The organism is Pseudomonas sp. GL-B-19, from assembly GCF_019956415.1.
Taxonomy (GTDB): domain Bacteria; phylum Pseudomonadota; class Gammaproteobacteria; order Pseudomonadales; family Pseudomonadaceae; genus Aquipseudomonas.
Window position 1 is genome coordinate 143,354 of record NZ_JAHBDK010000097.1, and the last position, 18,740, is coordinate 162,093.

Consider the following 18,740-nt stretch of genomic DNA (forward strand, 5'->3'; position numbering starts at 1 on the left):
GCTGTTGTTGGGGAGATGCGCGGCCACGAGCGTAGTGAGGTTACTAGCTTCAAACAATGGCGATTCAGTGATCAAACACTTCACGAATCGTGGCGTATTTGATCTTGCTTTGGCCCTGAAACGGCATTGGATAAATTGAAACCGGAGTCAGCAAAATGGGATTTAGTCGCCCAGCTTGGCCCAGAATTCTTCTGCAGAAGGGCTGATTGGGGCTGTCGGTCGCGTTAGATGAATTTCTAAAGGGATATCCCAGCTTTCATCGAGGGCCCTGACAAGGCGTCCATCAGCCATTTCCTGTTCCGTCAGGCTTTTCGGTAACCACGCTACACCCTTGCTTTCCAAAGCCATGGACATAAGTACTGCTGCAAGGTGGCTACTAAAAAGAGGCTTGAGGCGAAGGTAGTCTTCTTTGCCGTGGAGTCGGTGAGCGACGATGCGGCCTAGACCCGATTCGTGGGTGTATGCCAAGTAAGGCAGTGTTTCAGGTGAGGTACCAAAATTGGCAGAGGCACTTGCCAAAGGCACGAGCACATCCTCTCCAACCTTCTTCCCAATGAATTGATCAGGGGCCAGCAAAGGTGGGACGTCGGGATGGCGATGGCAAAGCAGGAACTGAACTTGGCCGTGAATCAGCATCTGCTCACAAACAGCCATGCTATCTGAGTGCAGGCGTACAGCATCTATCGGGGCGCCATTCTCCGTGCTTCTCAGCCATCTTGGAAAAAATGTAAAAGACAGGGAGTGAGTGGCTGCGAATTGCAGTGTCTTGGCGGCCATCCCAGCCACCTCCTGTGCCTCTGTGCGCATCCTGTACAAGCGTCTGGCAGCCTCCTGAGCGCTGGGCAAAATCTGCCTTCCAGCCTCGGTCAGGGTTGCTCCCTGAGGCGTGCGCACAAACAACTCCACGCCCATCCAATTCTCCAGTGAACGGACTCTGCGGCTGAAGGCCGGCTGAGTGACGTGGCGCGCTTCAGCGGCACGAACAAAGCTGCCGTATTCGGCAAGCGCTGAAAAATCTTCGAGCCAGACGAGTTCCAAGGGCAATGCCTCCTGTGCATAGGGCGCGGCATTAATAGCATTGGGCGGGTGTCATCGCAAAGCATAACGTGGGGCCACCAACAACAAGAGGAACCCGTCATGCGTATCGTAGACATCCGTGAAAAAACCGTCTCTATCGCTTCTCCAATCGCCAATGCCTACATCGATTTTTCGAAAATGACCTGCTCGGTTGTCGCTGTCGTCACGGATGTGATTCGCGATGGCAAACCTGTCATCGGTTACGGTTTCAACTCCAACGGTCGCTATGGTCAGGGCGCATTGATGCGTGATCGCTTCTTGGCGCGTATCACAGAAGCTGATCCAGATACTCTCGTCGATCATGAAAACAACAACCTGGATCCGTTCGCCATCTGGAAAACCCTGATGACCAACGAAAAGCCAGGTGGCCACGGCGAGCGCTCAGTCGCAGTTGGCACCATTGATATGGCTGTGTGGGATGCCGTTGCGAAGATTGAAGGCAAGCCCCTGTATCGCCTGCTGGCCGACCGTTACCGCAACGGCGTGGCAGATGACAAGGTCTGGGTCTACGCGGCGGGCGGCTACTACTACCCTGGCAAAGATCAGACCAAGCTCAAAGCAGAAATGCAGAGCTATCTGGATCGTGGCTATGACGTCGTCAAGATGAAGATCGGTGCGGTGCCACTGGACGAAGACATCCGTCGCATCGAAGCAGTACTTGAAGTGGTCGGGGACGGTCGTCGACTGGCGGTCGATGCCAATGGCCGCTTCGATCTGAAGACAGGTATCGCTTACGCGGAAGCCATCAAAAAGTACAACCTCTTCTGGTACGAAGAAGTTGGCGATCCGCTGGACTATGAACTGCAGGCTGAGCTTGCAAACCACTATGAACTGCCCATGGCTACTGGTGAAAACCTGTTCTCCCATCAGGATGCTCGTAACCTGCTGCGCCACGGTGGTATGCGCCCTGATCGCGATTACCTCCAGTTCGACTGCGCCCTGTCTTACGGGCTCGTGGAGTACATGCGCACCCTGAAGGTGATGGAAGAAATGGGTTGGTCTTCCCGCCGCGTAGTTCCTCACGGTGGTCACCAGATGTCCCTGAACATCGCAGCAGGTCTGCACCTGGGCGGTAACGAATCGTACCCGGATGTGTTCCAGCCTTTCGGCGGCTTCGCTGACGGGATCCGCGTGGAAAATGGCTATGTAGGTCTGCCGGATATCCCAGGTGTCGGCTTCGAAGCCAAGTCCGCTTTGTACGCAGTAATGCGCGAGCTGGGCGAAGGCTGATAGCCCTCGAACGGCGGCCTCTTGCAGGAGGCCTGCCGTTATTAGGCGTCACTCACTGACGCCACGCCACACGCCCATCACAAAAATAAAATGAGGTGCTCCCGTGGAAATCTCCAAGTCCCGCTGGTACAGCCAGCTGTATGTGCAGGTGCTGATCGGTATCGTCATCGGTGCAGCAATTGGTCACTTTGAACCGCAATTCGGAGCCAAGCTCCAACCTTTTGCGGATGGCTTTATCAAACTCATCAAAATGCTGTTGGCGCCTATTATTTTCGGTACCGTCGTCGTTGGTATCGCTAAGATGGGCAGCATCAAGGAAGTCGGGCGGATCGGCGTCAAAGCGCTGCTCTACTTTGAAATCCTTTCAACCATTGCGCTGGTCATCGGCCTTATTGTGGTCAATATCGCAAAGCCAGGCGCTGGGATGAATATCAACGCTACCACGCTTGATGCCAGCGCTATCGCCAAGTACAGCCAAGCCGCCAGTGAGCAGGGCGGAACAATCGATTTCTTTCTCAACATAATCCCGAGTACCTTCATTGGCGCATTCTCGAATGGCGTCATGCTTCAGGTCATCTTGATTTCGGTGTTGATGGGCGTTGCCCTCGTTCAAATGGGCGAAACCAGCAAACCGCTGATCAATACCATCGACCTGTTTCTGCAAGGGCTGTTCAAGATCGTGGCAATGGTTATGCGTCTGGCTCCGATTGGTGCCGGCGCTGGGATGGCTTTCACTATAGGCAAGTACGGAATTGGTACCTTGCTGTCACTCGGCCAGTTGCTGATAGCACTCTACGTCACCACGCTGATATTCATTGTGATAGTGCTGGGGGCGGTTGCTAGATGGTCAGGAATGCCTTTGTTTCAGTTCCTCCGGTACTTTAAGGACGAGATTCTCATCACGCTTGGAACTTGCTCAACTGAAGCGGTGCTTCCGCGAATGATGGTGAAACTTGAAAAGCTGGGCTGCAGGAAGTCAGTGGTGGGCATGGTGCTGCCAACTGGATATGCCTTCAATGCGGATGGCACCTGCATTTACCTCACCATGGCGGCGATTTTTATCGCACAGGCAACCAATACGCCACTGACGTTTATGGATCAGATGATTCTGTTGGGCGTCTTCCTGCTGACCTCAAAAGGCTCCGCTGGCGTGGCGGGTGCCGGGTTCATAACACTGGCGGCAACGCTTACAACCATCCACTCCATTCCGTTGGTGGGCCTTGTATTGCTCTTGGGCATCGACCGGTTCCTGAACGAAGCGCGAGCCGTGACTAACCTGATCGGCAACGGTATCGGCACCATAGCCATTGCCAAGTGGGACAACTCGTTCGATGTAGAAGCCTGCGAGCGTGAAATGGCCGCGATGAAAAACGAAAAGGCGGCGCGTAGAGCGTTAGCAACTCAAAAGTAATCAGCATCGCTTACCGGTCATTCCTCATCGAACAGAGCGCAATGACCGGTAGCCATTTTGCTGTCTCGTTCTCGCAGAACGGTTCATGCGAAGTACTCAGTTGAAATGTGATGGAGCCGGGAAAATGATTGAGCGATCTCATCATGAACTACGCAAGGCGTTCGGTGATTTGCTTCATGGAACAGTCTGTAAATTTGCCGCATCAGTTTTCGATCCGATCTCGGTTCGAATGGCTTCCGACCTTGGTTTTGAGGTCGCCATCCAGGGCGGTTCCGTCGCCTCGCTTCAGGTACTCGGCGCTCCCGACATCGCGTTGCTCACGCTTGATGAATACGCAGAGCAAGTTTCCAGGGTAGGACGGGCCAGCCAAATCCCAATCATTGGCGACGCTGATCATGGGTTCGGCAACGCGCTCAATGTTATGCGGACGGTCACGGAATTACAGAAGGCTGGCGCTGCTGCTCTGACACTGGAAGACACGCACCTGCCCGCCAAGTACGACGAGCAATCGAATGTGCTCATCGATATTGATGAGGCCGCGAGCAAGATCTACGCTGCGCGTTTTGCGCGGTCGGACGATGCACTCAGCATCATCGCGCGTACAAATGTGGCAGTCACCACCCTGGAAGATTCGATTGCCCGAACGACGGCCTATCAAAAGGCTGGGGCTGATGCGATTTGTCTTGTCGGTGTTAAGAACTTCCAGCATCTGAAGGCACTGACCGCGCATCTTTCCCTGCCGATCATGCTCATCAACTACGGAAATCCCGAACTGAGTAACGTTGATAAATTGAGCGGCGCCAACGTGAGGATCGTGGTCAACGGTCACGCACCTTATTTGTCCGCGATCAAAGCGACCTACGATGCACTGCATGAGCAAAGCGGCATGGAAAACAGTGAGCTGTCCCTTCCTGAATTGCTCTCCAAATACACACTCTCGGACAAATATCGTGAATGGGCAAAGACCTATCTAAAATCAGGTCACGGTTCCCATTGAGTTCGAGCCAGGTAAGTAAAGCGTTATCTTTTTCAGTCAGCGGTATTGAGTCCGGTTCTGAAGTGGCAAGGCCCGCGTTTGCGGCGCTCTCAGCGTGGCGGATCAACCTTACGAGCTTCATCGCGGGGCTTCGGTTTGATTTGGAAGATCGTTTCACAATGCTATGCATTGATTCGCTCCGCGCATCAATGCATGCCAACAATGCACTTATCAAATCGGTCTACCTGCTCCACCATTCACCCCAATAAGAACCGTGCAGCGCGTCCAGGCGGTGCACGTCATAAAAGCGGTGGAGTACAGGTCAATGACAACATCAATTCCTTCCGGGCGTTCACGCGCCAGTGCGATTTTCCGGGTCACCTCGGGTAATTTCCTTGAACAGTTCGACTTCTTCCTTTTCGGCTTTTATGCCACGCAGATTGCGGCCGTGTTCTTCCCGGCCAGCAGTGAATTTGCCTCCCTGATGATGACCTTTGCGGTGTTCGGTGCTGGCTTCCTGATGCGTCCATTGGGCGCGGTGGTGCTGGGTGCTTACATCGATGATGTAGGTCGGCGCAAAGGCTTGATCGTGACGCTGTCGATCATGGCCAGCGGCACGATCCTGATTGTGCTAGTGCCAGGTTACGAGACCATCGGGCTCTTCGCCCCAGCCATCGTGCTGATCGGGCGCTTGCTGCAAGGCTTCTCGGCCGGTGCGGAAATGGGTGGCGTCTCGGTGTACCTCTCGGAAATTGCCACGCCCGGCAACAAGGGCTTTTTCACCAGTTGGCAATCGGCCAGCCAACAAGTCGCGATCGTCGTCGCAGCAGCGTTGGGCTACGGACTGAACCAGTGGATGGCGCCTGCGATGATTGCCGATTGGGGCTGGCGAATTCCGTTTTTCGTCGGCTGCATGATCGTCCCGTTCATCTTTTTCCTGCGTCGCAATCTGGAAGAAACCGAGGTATTCGCCGCGCGCAAGCACCAGCCGAGTATGGGCGATGTGTTCCGCACCCTCGCGCAGAACTGGGTGATCGTATTTGCCGGAATGATGATGGTCGCACTGACCACCACCGCGTTCTACTTGATCACCGTTTACGCGCCAACATTCGGCAAATCCGTGCTGCACCTGAGCACATCCGACGCGTTGTTGGTGACGCTGTTGGTGGGTGTTTCAAACTTCTTCTGGTTACCCATTGGCGGTGCATTATCTGACCGTATCGGTCGGCGTCCGGTTCTGATCGCCATGGCGCTACTGACCCTTGCCACCGCGTATCCGGCGCTGACGTACCTGGTGAACGCGCCGAGCTTCGTCAACATGCTGTTGGTCTTGCTGTGGTTGTCGTTCATTTACGGTTTGTACAATGGCGCGATGATTGCGGCGCTCACGGAGATCATGCCGGTCGAGGTCCGCGTCGCCGGTTTCTCGCTGGCGTACAGCCTGGCCACAGCGGTGTTTGGCGGTTTCACACCGGCGATCTCGACCTTCCTGATTCAGTACACTGGCGACAAGGCAGCGCCAGGCTATTGGATGAGTTTCGCCGCGCTCTGTGCCCTGTGCGCGACGCTCTATCTCTATCGCCGTGCGACCGGTCGCTTACAACCAGCGATCTCTTGATCCCGCCAGTTTTCGAGAAACAATTATGAAACAGCTATTCAATCTTGCCGCCTTCGCCTTGTTGACCAGCCTCGGTCTGAGCACCACGGTCCAAGCGGAAGAAATCCGCGTGATGACCTCCGGTGGTTTCACCGCCGCCTACAAAGTCCTCGGCCCTAAATTTGCCGTGTCTACCGGCAACACGCTCGATACCGCCCTTGGCCCGTCGATGGGCAAAGCGCCGGAAGCTATTCCCAACCGTCTTTCTCGCGGAGAAAAAGCTGACGTGGTGATCATGGTCGGTTATGCCCTCGATGAGTTGATCAAACAGGGCAAAGTCGATCCCGCCTCACGGGTAGAACTGGCGGATTCGCGGATCGGTCTCGTGGTGCGCGAAGGTGCACCGAAACCTGACATCAGTACCGTCGATGCATTGAAAAAGACACTACTAAACGCGGAGTCTGTCGCCTATTCAGACAGCGCAAGCGGCGTATACATCGAAAATCAACTGTTCACGCGCCTGGGCATAGAAGACCAGCTCAAACCTAAATCGAAAATGATCCCGAAGATTCCCGTGGGTTCGGTGGTCGCCACCGGTGACTACCAACTGGGCTTTCAGCAGGTCAGCGAATTGCTGCCAGTGCCGGGCGTGAGTTTTGTGGCAAAGATTCCGGAGCCGGTGCAGTCGGTGACGCGTTTCGCTGCCGGAATTCCCGTGGGCGCACAACACCCTGCTGAAGCCAGGGCGTTGTTGGAATACCTGGCATCCTCGGACGCACAAACGGACATAAAGGCCACCGGCCTGGATTCGGTCAGTCGCTGATCTGAACTTTCATTTCCACCACCAAGCGCTCCAGCTCCAGCGCCGCCGGGGTCAATGTACGACCTCGGCGTTTGATCAGCCCAACACTGCGCATCACCTGCGGATCGGTCAGCGGCACCCGCGTCAATATCGGATGATCCGCTGCCGGCATCGCCATCAGTGGCACCGCCGCTACCCCCAGCCCAGCCTCCACCAAACCGATCATCGTCGTCACATGCCGGGTTTCACAGATGCTCTGGCGCTGCGGGACGATGCCGGTCAGCGCCTGATCGAGCAGAAAGCGATTGCCCGACGTCTTGTCTAGCGAGATGTAGTCCTGCTGATAGAACTCGTCCCAGCTCACGCTGTGGCGATCCGCCAACGGATGATCACGCCGGCACGCGACAACATAACTTTCCTGCACCAGCGGCTCGAACTCGACTTCAGTCTCCAGCGTGCCTATGAAGCTCAAGCCGAAATCCGCTTCGCCGTTGACCACTGCACTGAGTACGTCGTGAGCACTGGAATCCAGCACTTTGACTTTGATGCGTGGAAATTGCCGGTGGTAATGCGCGATCACCCGCGGCATGAAGTAGTAAGCCGCTGACGGTACGCAGGCGACAGTGACATGGCCAAGACGGGTCGAAGCCACTTCGCTAATGCCCAGCAACGCCACGTCCAGATCATCCAGCAAGCGCTCGACGCTGGGCATGAAACTGCGTCCGGCCTGAGTCAAACTGACTTTACGCGTAGTGCGCTCGAACAACCGCACACCCAAGGCATCTTCAAGCTTATCGATGCGCCGGCTCAGGGCAGGTTGAGAGATGCGCACAGTGTCGGCGGCCCTTCGAAAACTGCCTTGCTCGACAACAGCACGAAAAGCTTGCAAGTCGTTGAGGTCGAAGTTAATGGCCATAGGTATGTACTCGGGAACAGGCAGATTGATCAGCTTATTCTATGAATAGAATAAATTAATGCAAAATCTAACTGAATTTGGTTTCTGTGCATGCCCTATCTCGGGGAGGTGCGTTATGGAGTTTGCTTGACATTGTTGGCGCCGACATCGAATTGAGCTAGTTGCCGAGATATCACTGCCCCAGTCTGATTCTTCTCGAACTGGAAAAGTACAATCAGCTTTTACGGATTGGGGAATCTCTGGGGCAAGCAGCTGTTTACGTCGGCCATTAGGCTTTTGTACGCTGAAACCGTACACAGTGAACCCCTCTCTTAGAGGCTATTCATAGGCTGCGTCCGGGGCATTGTGGAGAGGCGCCCAACCACGGCTGGGCGCCATTTGACTCAGCCAGTGTGGTGACTCTCGGCAAGGCGGTAGACGGATGTGTCGATGCCTTCGAAGCGCGCTTTTAACTGCAGCGCCAGATACAGTGAATAATGCCGTGACTGATGCAGGTTGCCACCGTGGAACCATAGGTTTTCCTGCTGTGTTGGCTTCCACATGTTCCGCAGTTCGCCCTCATACGGGCCAGGATCATTCGTGGTTCCAGAACCCAAGCCCCAGCAGCGGCCGACCTTGTCAGCTACTTCCTGGGAAATCAGCTTCGCCGCCCAACCATTCATTGAGCCATAGCCCGTGGCGTAGACGATCAGATCTGCCGGTAGTCGGCTGCCATCGTTGAGTACGACGGCATCTGCTTCGATGCGTTCGACACCCAGGCCAGGGGCGCTCTTGAGCTTTATTGTGCCGTTAGCGATCAGTTCTGAGGCGCCGACGTCGATGTAGTAACCAGAACCACGGCGTACGTACTTCATGAAAAGGCCAGACTCGTCGTCACCGAAATCGAGCATGAAGCCGGCCTTGGCCAAGCGTTCGTAGAAGTCCTTGTCACGCTCCTTGATCGCGTCAAAGATGGGTTGATGAAAGCTGGGCATAACCTTATAGGGGATCGAGGCGAACAGCATGTCAGCCTTGTCCGTGGTCAAACCCGTCTCCAGGGCGTCTTCTGAGTAGAGCCCGCTGAAGACGAGATCCATTAAACTGTCGGAACGCACGATGTGGGTGCTCGAGCGCTGCACCATGGTCACCTCGGCGCCGTTCTCCACCAAGTCGGCGCAGATATCGTGAGCCGAATTGTTCGCACCGATTACCACCGCGCGCTTGCCACTCCATGCGTCTCCACCGGGATGGCGACTGGAATGATGCTGCTGGCCATTGAAAACCTCGGCACCCGGATAATTGGGAACATTGGGTACGCCAGACATGCCGGTGGCGAGGATCAACTGGGTAGGCTGTAAAGTCACACGCTCGCCATTGCGCTGCACTTCAACCTTCCAGGCGCCACTTTGCTCGTCAAAGCTGGCGCTCACGCATTCTGTACGCGGCCAATAATTGAGCTCCATGACTTTGGTGTACATTTCCAGCCAGTCGCCAATCTGGTCTTTTGGGGTGAAAACTGGCCAGTGATCGGGGAAGGGCAGGTAAGGCATATGGTCGTACCAGACAGGGTCGTGTAGGCACAGCGACTTGTAGCGACCGCGCCACTGATCGCCAGGACGCTCGGCTTTGTCGACGATCAGAGTTGGCACGCCCATTCGCTTGAGCCGCGCAGCGAGCCCCAGCCCACCCTGGCCGCCGCCCACGATCAGGCAGTAGGGTTGGGTGGTGATACCCAGCGAAGCTTCTTCATCGCGTCGGCGCTCCAGCCAGTTGCGTTTGTCGGCGTGGGCGTGACCATGACTGGCACCCATCGGACGACGGCGGCCACTGGGTTCTTCAAAACCTTTGAGCTCGCGCATGGTCGTCAGCAGCGTCCAGCACAGGCCTTCCTTCAGACGCACGTAGCCTTTTCCTCGCGCCGCTTCGGTTTCCAGGCTGATCCAACCTTCGAGTACACCGTTATTCAGCGTCGCCTCACCTTCCAGTTTCCATCGCTCAGGACGAGTCTGGTCGAGGCGTGTTTCGAACATGTCTCGGATGGCAGGCTTGCCTTCCAAGGTCACTAAGTTCCAGCTGAAAAGTAGCAGGTCACGCCAGTGACACTCTTCGGCAAACAATTCCAGCGCGTCGTCCAAATCACGTTGGGCGAGACGCTCGCCGAGGTTTTCGACCCAGGCCGCGAGCTGAGCAGTTGGCGTTTGCAGAGGTGTTTCGATAGCGATGTTCATGGAGCCTCTCCCGATCTTGTTGTTTTTGTAACAACTTGCCCTAGAGCAAGGGCCGGGCCATCTTCATGAAAGCCCCGTTGCAGAGCGGCTGTCGCAGTAGTGCTCAGGCATTGACTCGGATCTATGTCACGATTCTGGGAACGGCGGATGACAGAGTGTCACGCGGTGCAAAGAGCGCTCGTTGCAGTCTTTTCATATAAGCTGCGAACAACCCCGTGTCCTAACCGTAGCGGAGAACAAGAACAATGAAGCCGGCCTTGATCAACGCCCATGCACAACAAGTGCTACAAGCCGTGCAGGGCACTCCAGCCAGCCACGGCCATACTACTGACCTGGCTATCACACGGTCTTGGCGCCGTTGCTTGGATCAGCATCAGCTCGATCCCGCCAGCCGCCGCGCGCCTAATGTAGTTGAGCACCCACGCTTACAGGATCACCGCGCGCCACTGGAACACATCATCTCTGTGGCGCACTGGCAGATGAGCAGTTTGCACCAACAACTCGGGCGTGACGGCCACGTGGTGCTACTCACCGATGCTCGCGGTGTGGCGATTGACAGTGTGTTCAACGAATCCGAACGAGCCGAGTTCCAGCGTTCCGGACTGTGGCTCGGTTCGGTATGGAGCGAGGATTGCGAGGGTACCAACGGTGTCGGCACTTGCTTGGTCGAGCGACAGCACGTAACCATCCGTCGTGATGAACATTTCCGTGGTAAGCACGTCGGCTTAACGTGTTCGGCTAGCCCGATATTTGATGCGAGCGGAGAGTTGCTTGCCGTGCTCAACCTCTCCTCTGTACGGGAGGAACACAGTCTTCAGCAACACTTCAAGGCCATGGCGTTGACCAACCTGTCAGCCAAGTTGATCGAGAGCTGTTTTTTCTTAGGGCATGATCCGCAGCGATACTTGCTGCGCTTCCACCCTGAGGCAGGCTTCGTTGGGCTGCTGGGTGAAGGTCTGCTCAGTTTCGACGAGCGTGCCCGTATCTGTTCAGTCAATGATGCTGCGCTGGATCTGCTGGGCCTCAGCCGTGATCAGGTGGTTGGGCAATCTCTGACGATGCTGCTGGAAACACCTATCGATCAGGTGGTGAGTCAGGCCAGCTCTCAGCCGAGTGTCTGTTGGCCAATGCGGCTGGTGGACGGACGCCTGCTCTATGGACAGTTGCGAGAACCCTTACGCCAGGTGCCTTTAGTCACTCCCGCAATCCCCAAAATTAACGACGTGAACGTGTGTCTGGAAGACCCGCGCCTGCAACGCGGCTTTGTTCGCGCATTGCGTGTTTTGGAGCGTGACGTTCCGGTATTTTTACAGGGCGAAACCGGTACCGGCAAAGAAGCTTTTGCGGCGGCGCTGCATCGCGCCAGCTCCAGAGCGAGCCAGCCGTTTGTTGCGATCAATTGCGCGGCCATTCCAGAAACGCTGATCGAGAGCGAGCTGTTCGGCTATCGCGGGGGCAGCTTCACCGGCGCACGCAAGGACGGGATGATCGGTAAGCTGGAGCAGGCCCATGGCGGCATTCTATTTCTCGATGAGATAGCCGATATGCCACTGGCGTTACAGACTCGCCTGCTGCGTGTGCTGGAGGAACGTCAAGTGGTGCCGCTAGGCGGCGCGACGGCACGTCCGCTCGACGTACGCCTTATCAGTGCCAGCCACCAGGATCTGCACGCCTGTGTGGCCGAAGGGCGTTTTCGCGAAGATCTGTTTTATCGCATGGCTGGGTTCGCCGTGCAGCTCCCGCCGTTGCGTGAGCGTTCAGACAAGGGCCGTTTGCTCGACCTTCTGCTGCGCGAAGAGACAAAAGGTGCAAGGATTCGGCTGGAGGCGGGCGTCAGAGAGCGCTTGCTGACGCAGCCTTGGCCGGGCAATGTCCGGCAGCTGCGTACGTGTCTGCGCACACTGGTAGCGTTGTCGTTGGAGGGGCGTGTCACTCTAGACGACTTGGTGGAGTTGCTGCCGACAGTACCAGTGACAGTCGCGTTGGCCGAAAATCCGCTTGGAGTATCCGAACGGCAGACGCTGCTAACGTTGATTGAGGCGGAATACTGGCATATCGCCCATGTTGCCGCCCGGCTAGGAATCAGCCGAAATACGCTCTATCGCAAACTGCGTCATCACGGTATTTCACGACCCGGCTGAGTGCAGAATGACATCGTCGCTTTTCCTGCCTCTGTGGACTTGGACTGAGGGTAGAAACGACATGTGTTCTCGACCTTATCGGTTGACCGAAGAGGGAAGGGCTCGGTTGAGCTTCGTTACGTGCCTCAGTCAGCGGTAGCACCTGATGTTGATTGTTGTAATCGCTCCAGCCCGAGCTGGTGATTCAAAACCAGTTCATGCAACTGAAACACTGACGAAACATTCCGGCCATATGATTCGCGTCACCGAAACCTAGGAGGGTTGGAGATGAATCGGCCATCAAGAAGCATGCGCAAACTGCTCGACGCCGTTGCCACCAACAATGAGGCAGCGGCTCTTGATGTGATGCGTGCTGCTGAGCAGCTCCAAGATGAGGTGCTGCGCCAACGATTGTTGAACTTGATTCATCGGCTCAACCAAGACGCCAATGACTTGCGAATAGCGCGGGACGATATCCAAGGCGGAGCCATCAAGCTCGCGTGACCCGCGTCCACCACTTAAAGCTAGTCCGCCTAAGCCACACTTTGGATGGCGCGATGAACAGCTTTATTTCAATCCCGGCAGCGCTGAGCCCTCCATGGCTTACAGCCAAAGCTGTTGCTAGGCAGAACGCTTACATTTGCTCGGAATCTGTTGTTCCTTGAGCGAATGAACTGGATGCGGCTTCAATCCGTTCCTGCAACTGAGTCATGTATGTCTTCGCTTTCTCCAGGTTCTGGAACGACACTGCATTGTTGTCGAGCCAGACCGTGCATCCACTGCCTTCCTCATGCGCTTCAATTCTGACGTTCATCTGCAATCCCTATGCGTTTTGGTGCGGCGGATCGTAGCGTACTTTTCAGATGTATCAAAATGAATCAAAGGCTCTAGGTCAATGCTTTTGCGAAGCATCCGGCTCAGGCCGCTTTGCAAAAAACAGTAGGAATACTGCCTCGACAGGTATCACCCCAATCACTGATAAAAATGTGAAAGCAGGGGAGATGCCGATCTCAACGCTTGCTGAAAGCCAGTCGAGTGGCAAACAGAACAAAGACCATGCCGGTGGTGCGATCCATCCACTTGATCACCTTTTCACGCCGTAAAATGCCAGCCAGTGGTTGAGTGGCGCCAATCAACATTGACGACCACAGTAAACCGAGCGCCACGTGGATGCTGACCAAGCCAAATGTCCAGGCAATCAAGGAGTGCCCTTGGGGAATGAACTGAGGGAGAAAAGAGACGTAGAAAATGCCAACCTTGGGATTAAGGACGTTCCCCATCATTCCCTTCAGAAACCAGTTTGCATTTGGCTTTCCGTCGGTTTCAGCGGGCGACAGTGAGGTACGTGGACGCAAGAGCATATTCAAACCAAGCCAAGCTAGGTAAGCGGCGCCACAGTATTTCAAGAGATTGAATGCCAGCTCAGAGAGTGCAATCAACGCACCCAGACCAAAGGCGACGGCGGCGCCCCACAACAGGCAGCCAGCATTGATACCCAGCGCAGCTCGGAATGCCTGTTGCTTACCTTCCACAGTTGCGGTTCTCAAGACCAATGCGGTATCGAGGCCTGGCGTCAGCGTCAGTAGAGTGGTGGCGAAGGTAAACGCTAAAAGATTTTCGGCGACGGACATGGGATTTAGAGGCTGCTACTAAATGAACACTCGCGCACGTTAGCACATGCGAAGAGGCGGCCGATGTAAGGGCGATATCAGATCGCAATTCGTTCAGGGGAACTATTCCAATGCAATGGTCGTACGGCGGAAATAATGGAAATGGGACTAACGGAGCAGCCAGGTTCGTGAAATTTCGTTCGTAGGTTTGTGGAAACAGACAACGGACGGTAGGAAAACGGACATGACCTGTCGTTTAACAAGTGGGCGATGTTATATATTCATGAGTATGGCTATCATTTGATAAATCAACAGAATTCCCCGCAAGCAGTACATCTAGCGTTCACCAAATCTTGTTCATAAGCGAGGGCTGGCATGTACAGGCTTGAGCAACATTTCTGGCACATCATTTTTTCCAAACTGCCACCGGCTGAGGAAGCGCTAAACAATTAACCCGTTCGCGTCGCCACCATTTTCAAGCCGGTTTTTCAACCTACCGGCCTTGCTTTGCGTTTATGGGGGCAGATTTCTGCCCTCGTTTTGCTAATTAGCGAGTCAGCCCCGCCTTTTCAAACGGATCTATCCCACCGCCCGTTGAAGATATCGCTTAGCCAGTATCAGATTGGCCAACCCAAACAGACTGAACAACTGCATCTGGTGCTTTTCCAGCAGGTGCCTAAAGTTCATGATCGTGGTGTCTCGGGAATCGGCCCGCTCAGTGTCAGGCGTGCGAACTGGCGCATGGGGGGGGCGTAGAGCGCTCCTTCCATGGCCGGATCGCTCAGGGAGAACCAGCTCTGCAACAGATGAATGCGTAGCATGGTTTCCAGCGGATAAGGTTTTCGGCCGCCGCCGGCCTTCGGGTAGAACGGCTCGATGAGCTCCAGCAATCCACTCCAGGGCACTACCTGATCCATCTCGGCGAGGAAGCGTTCTCGGCGTGTCTGTTTGCGCTTACCGGCGTACCCTTGCACCTCACGCTCTCAGGAGGACAAGCAAGCGACATTTCGCAAGCTCAACCGCTGCTCGAAGGTGTCCAAATTCCCTCTGTTCGAGGTAGGCCACGCAAGCGATGCTGTTGGCTGTTGGCTGTTGGCTGTTGGCTGTTGGCTGTTGGCTGTTGGCAGACAAGGGCTATGATGCTGAGTCCTTGCGCCAGTACTGTGACATTTATCGAATGCATCCAGTAATTCCCCTGCGGAACATGAAACGTAAGCCCAAGCTCGGCTTACCGCGCCTGTTCGACAAGCCCATTTCGTACAGTGCCTAGGCCCCGTCTTTTCGTCATCCCTCGCGCAAAACATTAACCGCATCTATGCTGCATGGACGCCAATTAACATCACGTTCAGTCGTGACTGTTTTGGTTAACCCACCGATACGCAAACGCCCCAGTTTCCTAATTCGATCTTGACCAGGCATCTGGTTGTGGGCTTCTGCCGAAGGACGGAATTTCAGGAGCTACAACCACTTGTTGGGGAGAACATCATGCGTGTTGTCCGGACTGGTCGTTCATCCACTGAGCTTGACGTTGCTTTTCATTTACCAGCGGGCATATCGCTGGAAATCATCAGCGGGGGACCTGGTTCAGCGTCGCCCTTGGCTAAGCGCAATGCCACGGTCTCCCCAGACTGGCAGGTGGATGCCCTGCAGGACGCACTGGCCGACGCAGGATTCGATGTCAGCAGCAACGTTGAGCTACGCAGCGATACGCAGACCCAGGAAAAAAGAGGTCCGGGGGATGCCATCCAGGTGAAGGTCGACGTCGACGTCGACGAGCTCGCCGTGATTCTGCTAGAAGGCGAGGGCGGCGTATTTGCCTGGCAGCAGGCGGATCCCGAAACAGGTCCTCAGACCCGGAACGGCAAAAAGCTCACACGCACGTTCACCCTCACACCGCGTGGTCCTGAGGACGCGGCGCCCATGCACCGCGGTCCGTTGACCGATTGGGCGATCGACAAACTGATCAAGCCGATCCGTGTACTGGTGCTGAGGTTCGTCGCTCAGAAGACCGTCGATGCCATTGTGTCGCGCATCGAGTCAGGCAATCCGACAGGGCTGGTGCTACTGAACGGCATGGACCCGGCCGCCTGGGTTCCGCGTGGCGATAAGCTACCAGCGCTCGGCAAGAAGGGCACGCTGCAAGTACTGCTTATGGTCCATGGCACCTTTTCCTCCACCTCCGGCAGTTTCGGAGCGCTCGGTACTTATGAAGACGGGCGCGAGTTCCTGAGCGAGGCCTATGAGAAGTACGACGCCGTCATCGGTTTTGATCACAAGACCCTGGTCGAGGATGTGGAGACCAATGCCAAAGCGTTGGCCGCCGCACTCGACACGCTGCCCAAAGGCACTATTGTCGACAGCATTGCGTTCAGCCGAGGGGGGTTGGTCTGGCGTGTATTGGCACAGGAACTGTTTGCCAAGAGTCGCCCCGACATCATCTTTCGCAATACCACCTTTGTCGGTTGTACCAACGCGGGCACCCACCTTGCCGAACCCGAAAACTGGAACGATCTCATCGATTTCTACACCAATGTGGTGATGGCCGGTGCGCGTGCAGTCGGGGCAATCACTGGCAGCGCCTTGGTGTCTCCGCTGATTAACCTGGCGATCAAGACGCTGGGCGAGTTCATGCAGATGCTGGCACAGGTCGCAATCAACGAGCGAAAAGTGCCGGGACTTGCCTCCATGGAACCCGACGGCAAGACCGTGATGCGGCTCAATCAGGCCGATAATCCATTGGTGCGCCTGCATACATATCGGGCGATCACGGCAAATTTCGAGCCCGGCCGGTTCGACATCAGTAACGGCGTGACCGAGGCGCTGGCAGGCTTCCTGGCCGATCGTCTGACCGATCGGCTGTGGCAGAACGACGCAAATGACCTGGTGGTGGACACCGCTTCGATGACCTCGTTCGGCAAGGGGACCACGTTGCCCGATGCCTCGGTTTTCACCTACGCGGGCAAGGATGTGATCTACCACACCATCTATTTCGCCCAGACTCGAACCTGTGACCAGTTGTCCGCTTGGTTGAGTTTGCCGCAACGGTTGAAACGTACGATCCGTGACGCGGCGATTGCGCCTCCCTCCACTCATTATTCAGCCAAAATCCCGATACTCGCAGATGACGTAGAGGTTATGGCGGAGGAATTACCCAGTCGCAGGGGGGACTTACCTCTTTCCTTCGACCCGCCCCTTGTGGGATACGTTGACGAGGCGTTGCAGCCGCCACCGAAGCCGGATCCGCAAGAACTGACCCCTTGCCACGTCAATGCGTCCCTGCCTGAGTCGCCGGTGTTCGGAGAGACCGCCGAGCTTGAAGTCATCCTGTCACAGGAAGAAATAGCCCAGGCGGTCGGCAAGACCTATGTCAACGACCTCGTCACTTTCAAAAACGGAATCGCCCTGCAAGTCAAAGTGCGCGCGCGGACAAACTGTGAGGTTGACGGTCCGGCAGTGGAAAGCGTCCCGCCGCCGGGCAAGGGCAAGCCCCAGGTTTTATCTTTCGGTCTGCGTGGCCTGGCTGTCGGGCCAGCTGAAGTGTGGGTGGACGTGCTTCAAGGTGCACGTCGCCTGTCACGTTTGATTCTGCAACCCCTGTTCGTGGCGAAAGGCAATATGGGTGTTTCGGCAGTGGTCGACAGTGCCCGGGAGGATCCACCACTGGTCGACCTGCGCATCATGGAAGAAGGCAGCCCGGATAAATGGCGACTTCGGTTCATCGCCCGCTGCGATGATCTGGAGATCAACCATGAGTTCGTGACCCAGGATTTTACCGGCAATAAAGAGGCTTACGTCGGCACACTGTATAAGAAACTGGAAGCTTGCTGGTCAATCGCAGACGTTGCATTCGAACAACTGATGCAAGGTGTCCGCGCTGAAGGCGTACAGATGTTCGTCGAGTTGTTTCCCATTGATCTACGCCGCCTGATCTGGCGACATCGAGCCGCCATAGGCAGTTTTCAGGTTATCGCCAACGAACCTTCAATCCCTTGGGAAGTCGTGCACGTGGTGGATCCTGACAAGCCGCCCCCCCTGAGCGGCGGGGTGTTTTTGGCTGAGCTGGGCCTTACGCGCTGGATGAGTAACGTCGGCATCGCGCCAGCCAGACTCCGCTTGCGTCCCGGCAAGGCGGGTTATTGCATCCCTCGCTACCACGATAACAAGCTGAACCTGGCGAGCGTTGCGCAGGAAGCGAAAATGCTCGGCGATTTGCTCGGTGCTGTGTCCATTGGCGACGAGATTGCGCCTGTACTGAGTGCACTCGCTCGCGACAAGGGCGAGGATTTCGATGTCCTGCATTTTGCCTGTCATGGCAGTACCGACTACACGCAGGTATGGAACGCCGGACTGTTGCTCAATGTGGCGGGCAGTGACAAAACCACACTTCTGTCGGTGGCATCAGTACAGACTTTTGCCAACCTGGCGGTCGATGGTCAGCGGCCACTGATTTTCCTCAATGCCTGCCAGTCCGGGGTTACAGGTCCCACCCTGTCGGGTGCGGGAGGGCTTGCCCAGGCGTTCGTCCAGCGCGGCGCCGGGTTGTTCGTCGGTACGCTGTGGTCGATCGGTGACAGACCGGCGCTGGGCTTCGCCTCGCAGTTCTACGGCCAGCTCAAGGCCGGCCAAAACGTCAGTCACGCGTTGCGTGCCGCCCGTGAACAGGCCAAGCACGATCTCGACACGTCATGGCTGGCGTACACGGTCTACGGTCATCCCTACGCGCGCTTTACACCATAACGAGGGGGGAAGGGGGGGGAAGTAACGCCTGTTATCGGGCATTCTTTTGTCGCTGCG

At 56.0% G+C, this 18,740-nt stretch carries 13 protein-coding genes and 2 pseudogenes; 9 read left to right on the forward strand and 6 right to left on the reverse strand.

Translation table 11 applies throughout. The features are described 5' to 3' along the window. Window positions 1-162: 162 nt before the first annotated feature. Window positions 163-1,038 (reverse strand): LysR family transcriptional regulator, encoded by an 876-nt coding sequence (locus KGB06_RS28610; RefSeq protein ID WP_223521747.1) that lies wholly within the window; start codon window positions 1,036-1,038, stop codon window positions 163-165. 99 nt (window positions 1,039-1,137) lie between these two features. Between KGB06_RS28610 and KGB06_RS28615 the strand changes: the two genes are divergently transcribed. The 5 genes from KGB06_RS28615 (at window position 1,138) to KGB06_RS28635 (ending at window position 7,114) form a co-directional block, all read left to right on the forward strand. Then, window positions 1,138-2,307 (forward strand): mandelate racemase/muconate lactonizing enzyme family protein, encoded by a 1,170-nt coding sequence (locus tag KGB06_RS28615; RefSeq protein WP_223521749.1) that lies wholly within the window; start codon window positions 1,138-1,140, stop codon window positions 2,305-2,307. 103 nt (window positions 2,308-2,410) lie between these two features. Then, entirely contained in the window at window positions 2,411-3,718 is a 1,308-nt protein-coding gene (gene dctA, locus KGB06_RS28620) for a C4-dicarboxylate transporter DctA (protein WP_223521751.1), read from the forward strand. A gap of 124 nt (window positions 3,719-3,842) precedes the next feature. Further along, window positions 3,843-4,715 (forward strand): oxaloacetate decarboxylase, encoded by an 873-nt coding sequence (locus KGB06_RS28625; RefSeq protein WP_223521753.1) that lies wholly within the window; start codon window positions 3,843-3,845, stop codon window positions 4,713-4,715. 304 nt (window positions 4,716-5,019) lie between these two features. Beyond that, entirely contained in the window at window positions 5,020-6,312 is a 1,293-nt protein-coding gene (locus KGB06_RS28630) for an MFS transporter (protein ID WP_223521755.1), read from the forward strand. Window positions 6,313-6,337: 25 nt separating this feature from the next. Further along, window positions 6,338-7,114 (forward strand): substrate-binding domain-containing protein, encoded by a 777-nt coding sequence (locus KGB06_RS28635; protein ID WP_223521756.1) that lies wholly within the window; start codon window positions 6,338-6,340, stop codon window positions 7,112-7,114. Here the strand turns inward: KGB06_RS28635 and KGB06_RS28640 are convergent. Beyond that, window positions 7,104-8,009, reverse strand: a complete 906-nt coding sequence (locus KGB06_RS28640; RefSeq protein WP_223521758.1) for a LysR family transcriptional regulator — start codon at window positions 8,007-8,009, stop codon at window positions 7,104-7,106. The two genes, KGB06_RS28635 and KGB06_RS28640, sit on opposite strands and share 11 nt — an antisense overlap. 383 nt (window positions 8,010-8,392) lie before the next feature. Then, window positions 8,393-10,216, reverse strand: coding sequence for an NAD(P)/FAD-dependent oxidoreductase (locus tag KGB06_RS28645; RefSeq protein WP_223521759.1), 1,824 nt, complete (start codon window positions 10,214-10,216; stop codon window positions 8,393-8,395). 245 nt (window positions 10,217-10,461) lie between these two features. Between KGB06_RS28645 and KGB06_RS28650 the strand changes: the two genes are divergently transcribed. Together KGB06_RS28650 and KGB06_RS28655 are read left to right on the forward strand one after the other, a co-directional pair. Then, the gene (locus KGB06_RS28650; RefSeq protein ID WP_223521760.1) at window positions 10,462-12,357 is read left to right on the forward strand and encodes a sigma-54-dependent Fis family transcriptional regulator; all 1,896 of its coding nucleotides are present in this window, start codon (window positions 10,462-10,464) and stop codon (window positions 12,355-12,357) included. Window positions 12,358-12,624: 267 nt separating this feature from the next. After that, entirely contained in the window at window positions 12,625-12,840 is a 216-nt protein-coding gene (locus tag KGB06_RS28655; RefSeq protein ID WP_223521762.1) for a hypothetical protein, read from the forward strand. Window positions 12,841-12,970: 130 nt separating this feature from the next. On the opposite strand, the gene KGB06_RS28660 is transcribed toward KGB06_RS28655, so the two are convergent. From KGB06_RS28660 to KGB06_RS28670, 3 genes and pseudogenes are all read right to left on the reverse strand, one after another. Next, window positions 12,971-13,150 carry a hypothetical protein gene (locus KGB06_RS28660; RefSeq protein ID WP_223521763.1) on the reverse strand — a complete coding sequence of 60 codons (180 nt, stop codon included), beginning with the start codon at window positions 13,148-13,150 and terminating at the stop codon, window positions 12,971-12,973. 196 nt (window positions 13,151-13,346) lie between these two features. Beyond that, on the reverse strand, window positions 13,347-13,967 hold the full coding sequence (locus tag KGB06_RS28665; protein WP_223521764.1) for a LysE family translocator: 621 nt from the start codon (window positions 13,965-13,967) through the stop codon (window positions 13,347-13,349). Between the two features lie 630 nt (window positions 13,968-14,597). Further along, window positions 14,598-14,920: pseudogene (locus tag KGB06_RS28670) on the reverse strand (transposase); the annotation flags it as partial. On the opposite strand from KGB06_RS28670, the pseudogene KGB06_RS28675 reads away from it, so the two are divergent. Beyond that, window positions 14,906-15,198: pseudogene (locus tag KGB06_RS28675) on the forward strand (hypothetical protein); the annotation flags it as partial. The pseudogenes KGB06_RS28670 and KGB06_RS28675 overlap by 15 nt on opposite strands. A gap of 233 nt (window positions 15,199-15,431) precedes the next feature. Beyond that, window positions 15,432-18,683, forward strand: a complete 3,252-nt coding sequence (locus tag KGB06_RS28680) for a CHAT domain-containing protein (protein WP_223521765.1) — start codon at window positions 15,432-15,434, stop codon at window positions 18,681-18,683. Window positions 18,684-18,740: the final 57 nt, after the last annotated feature.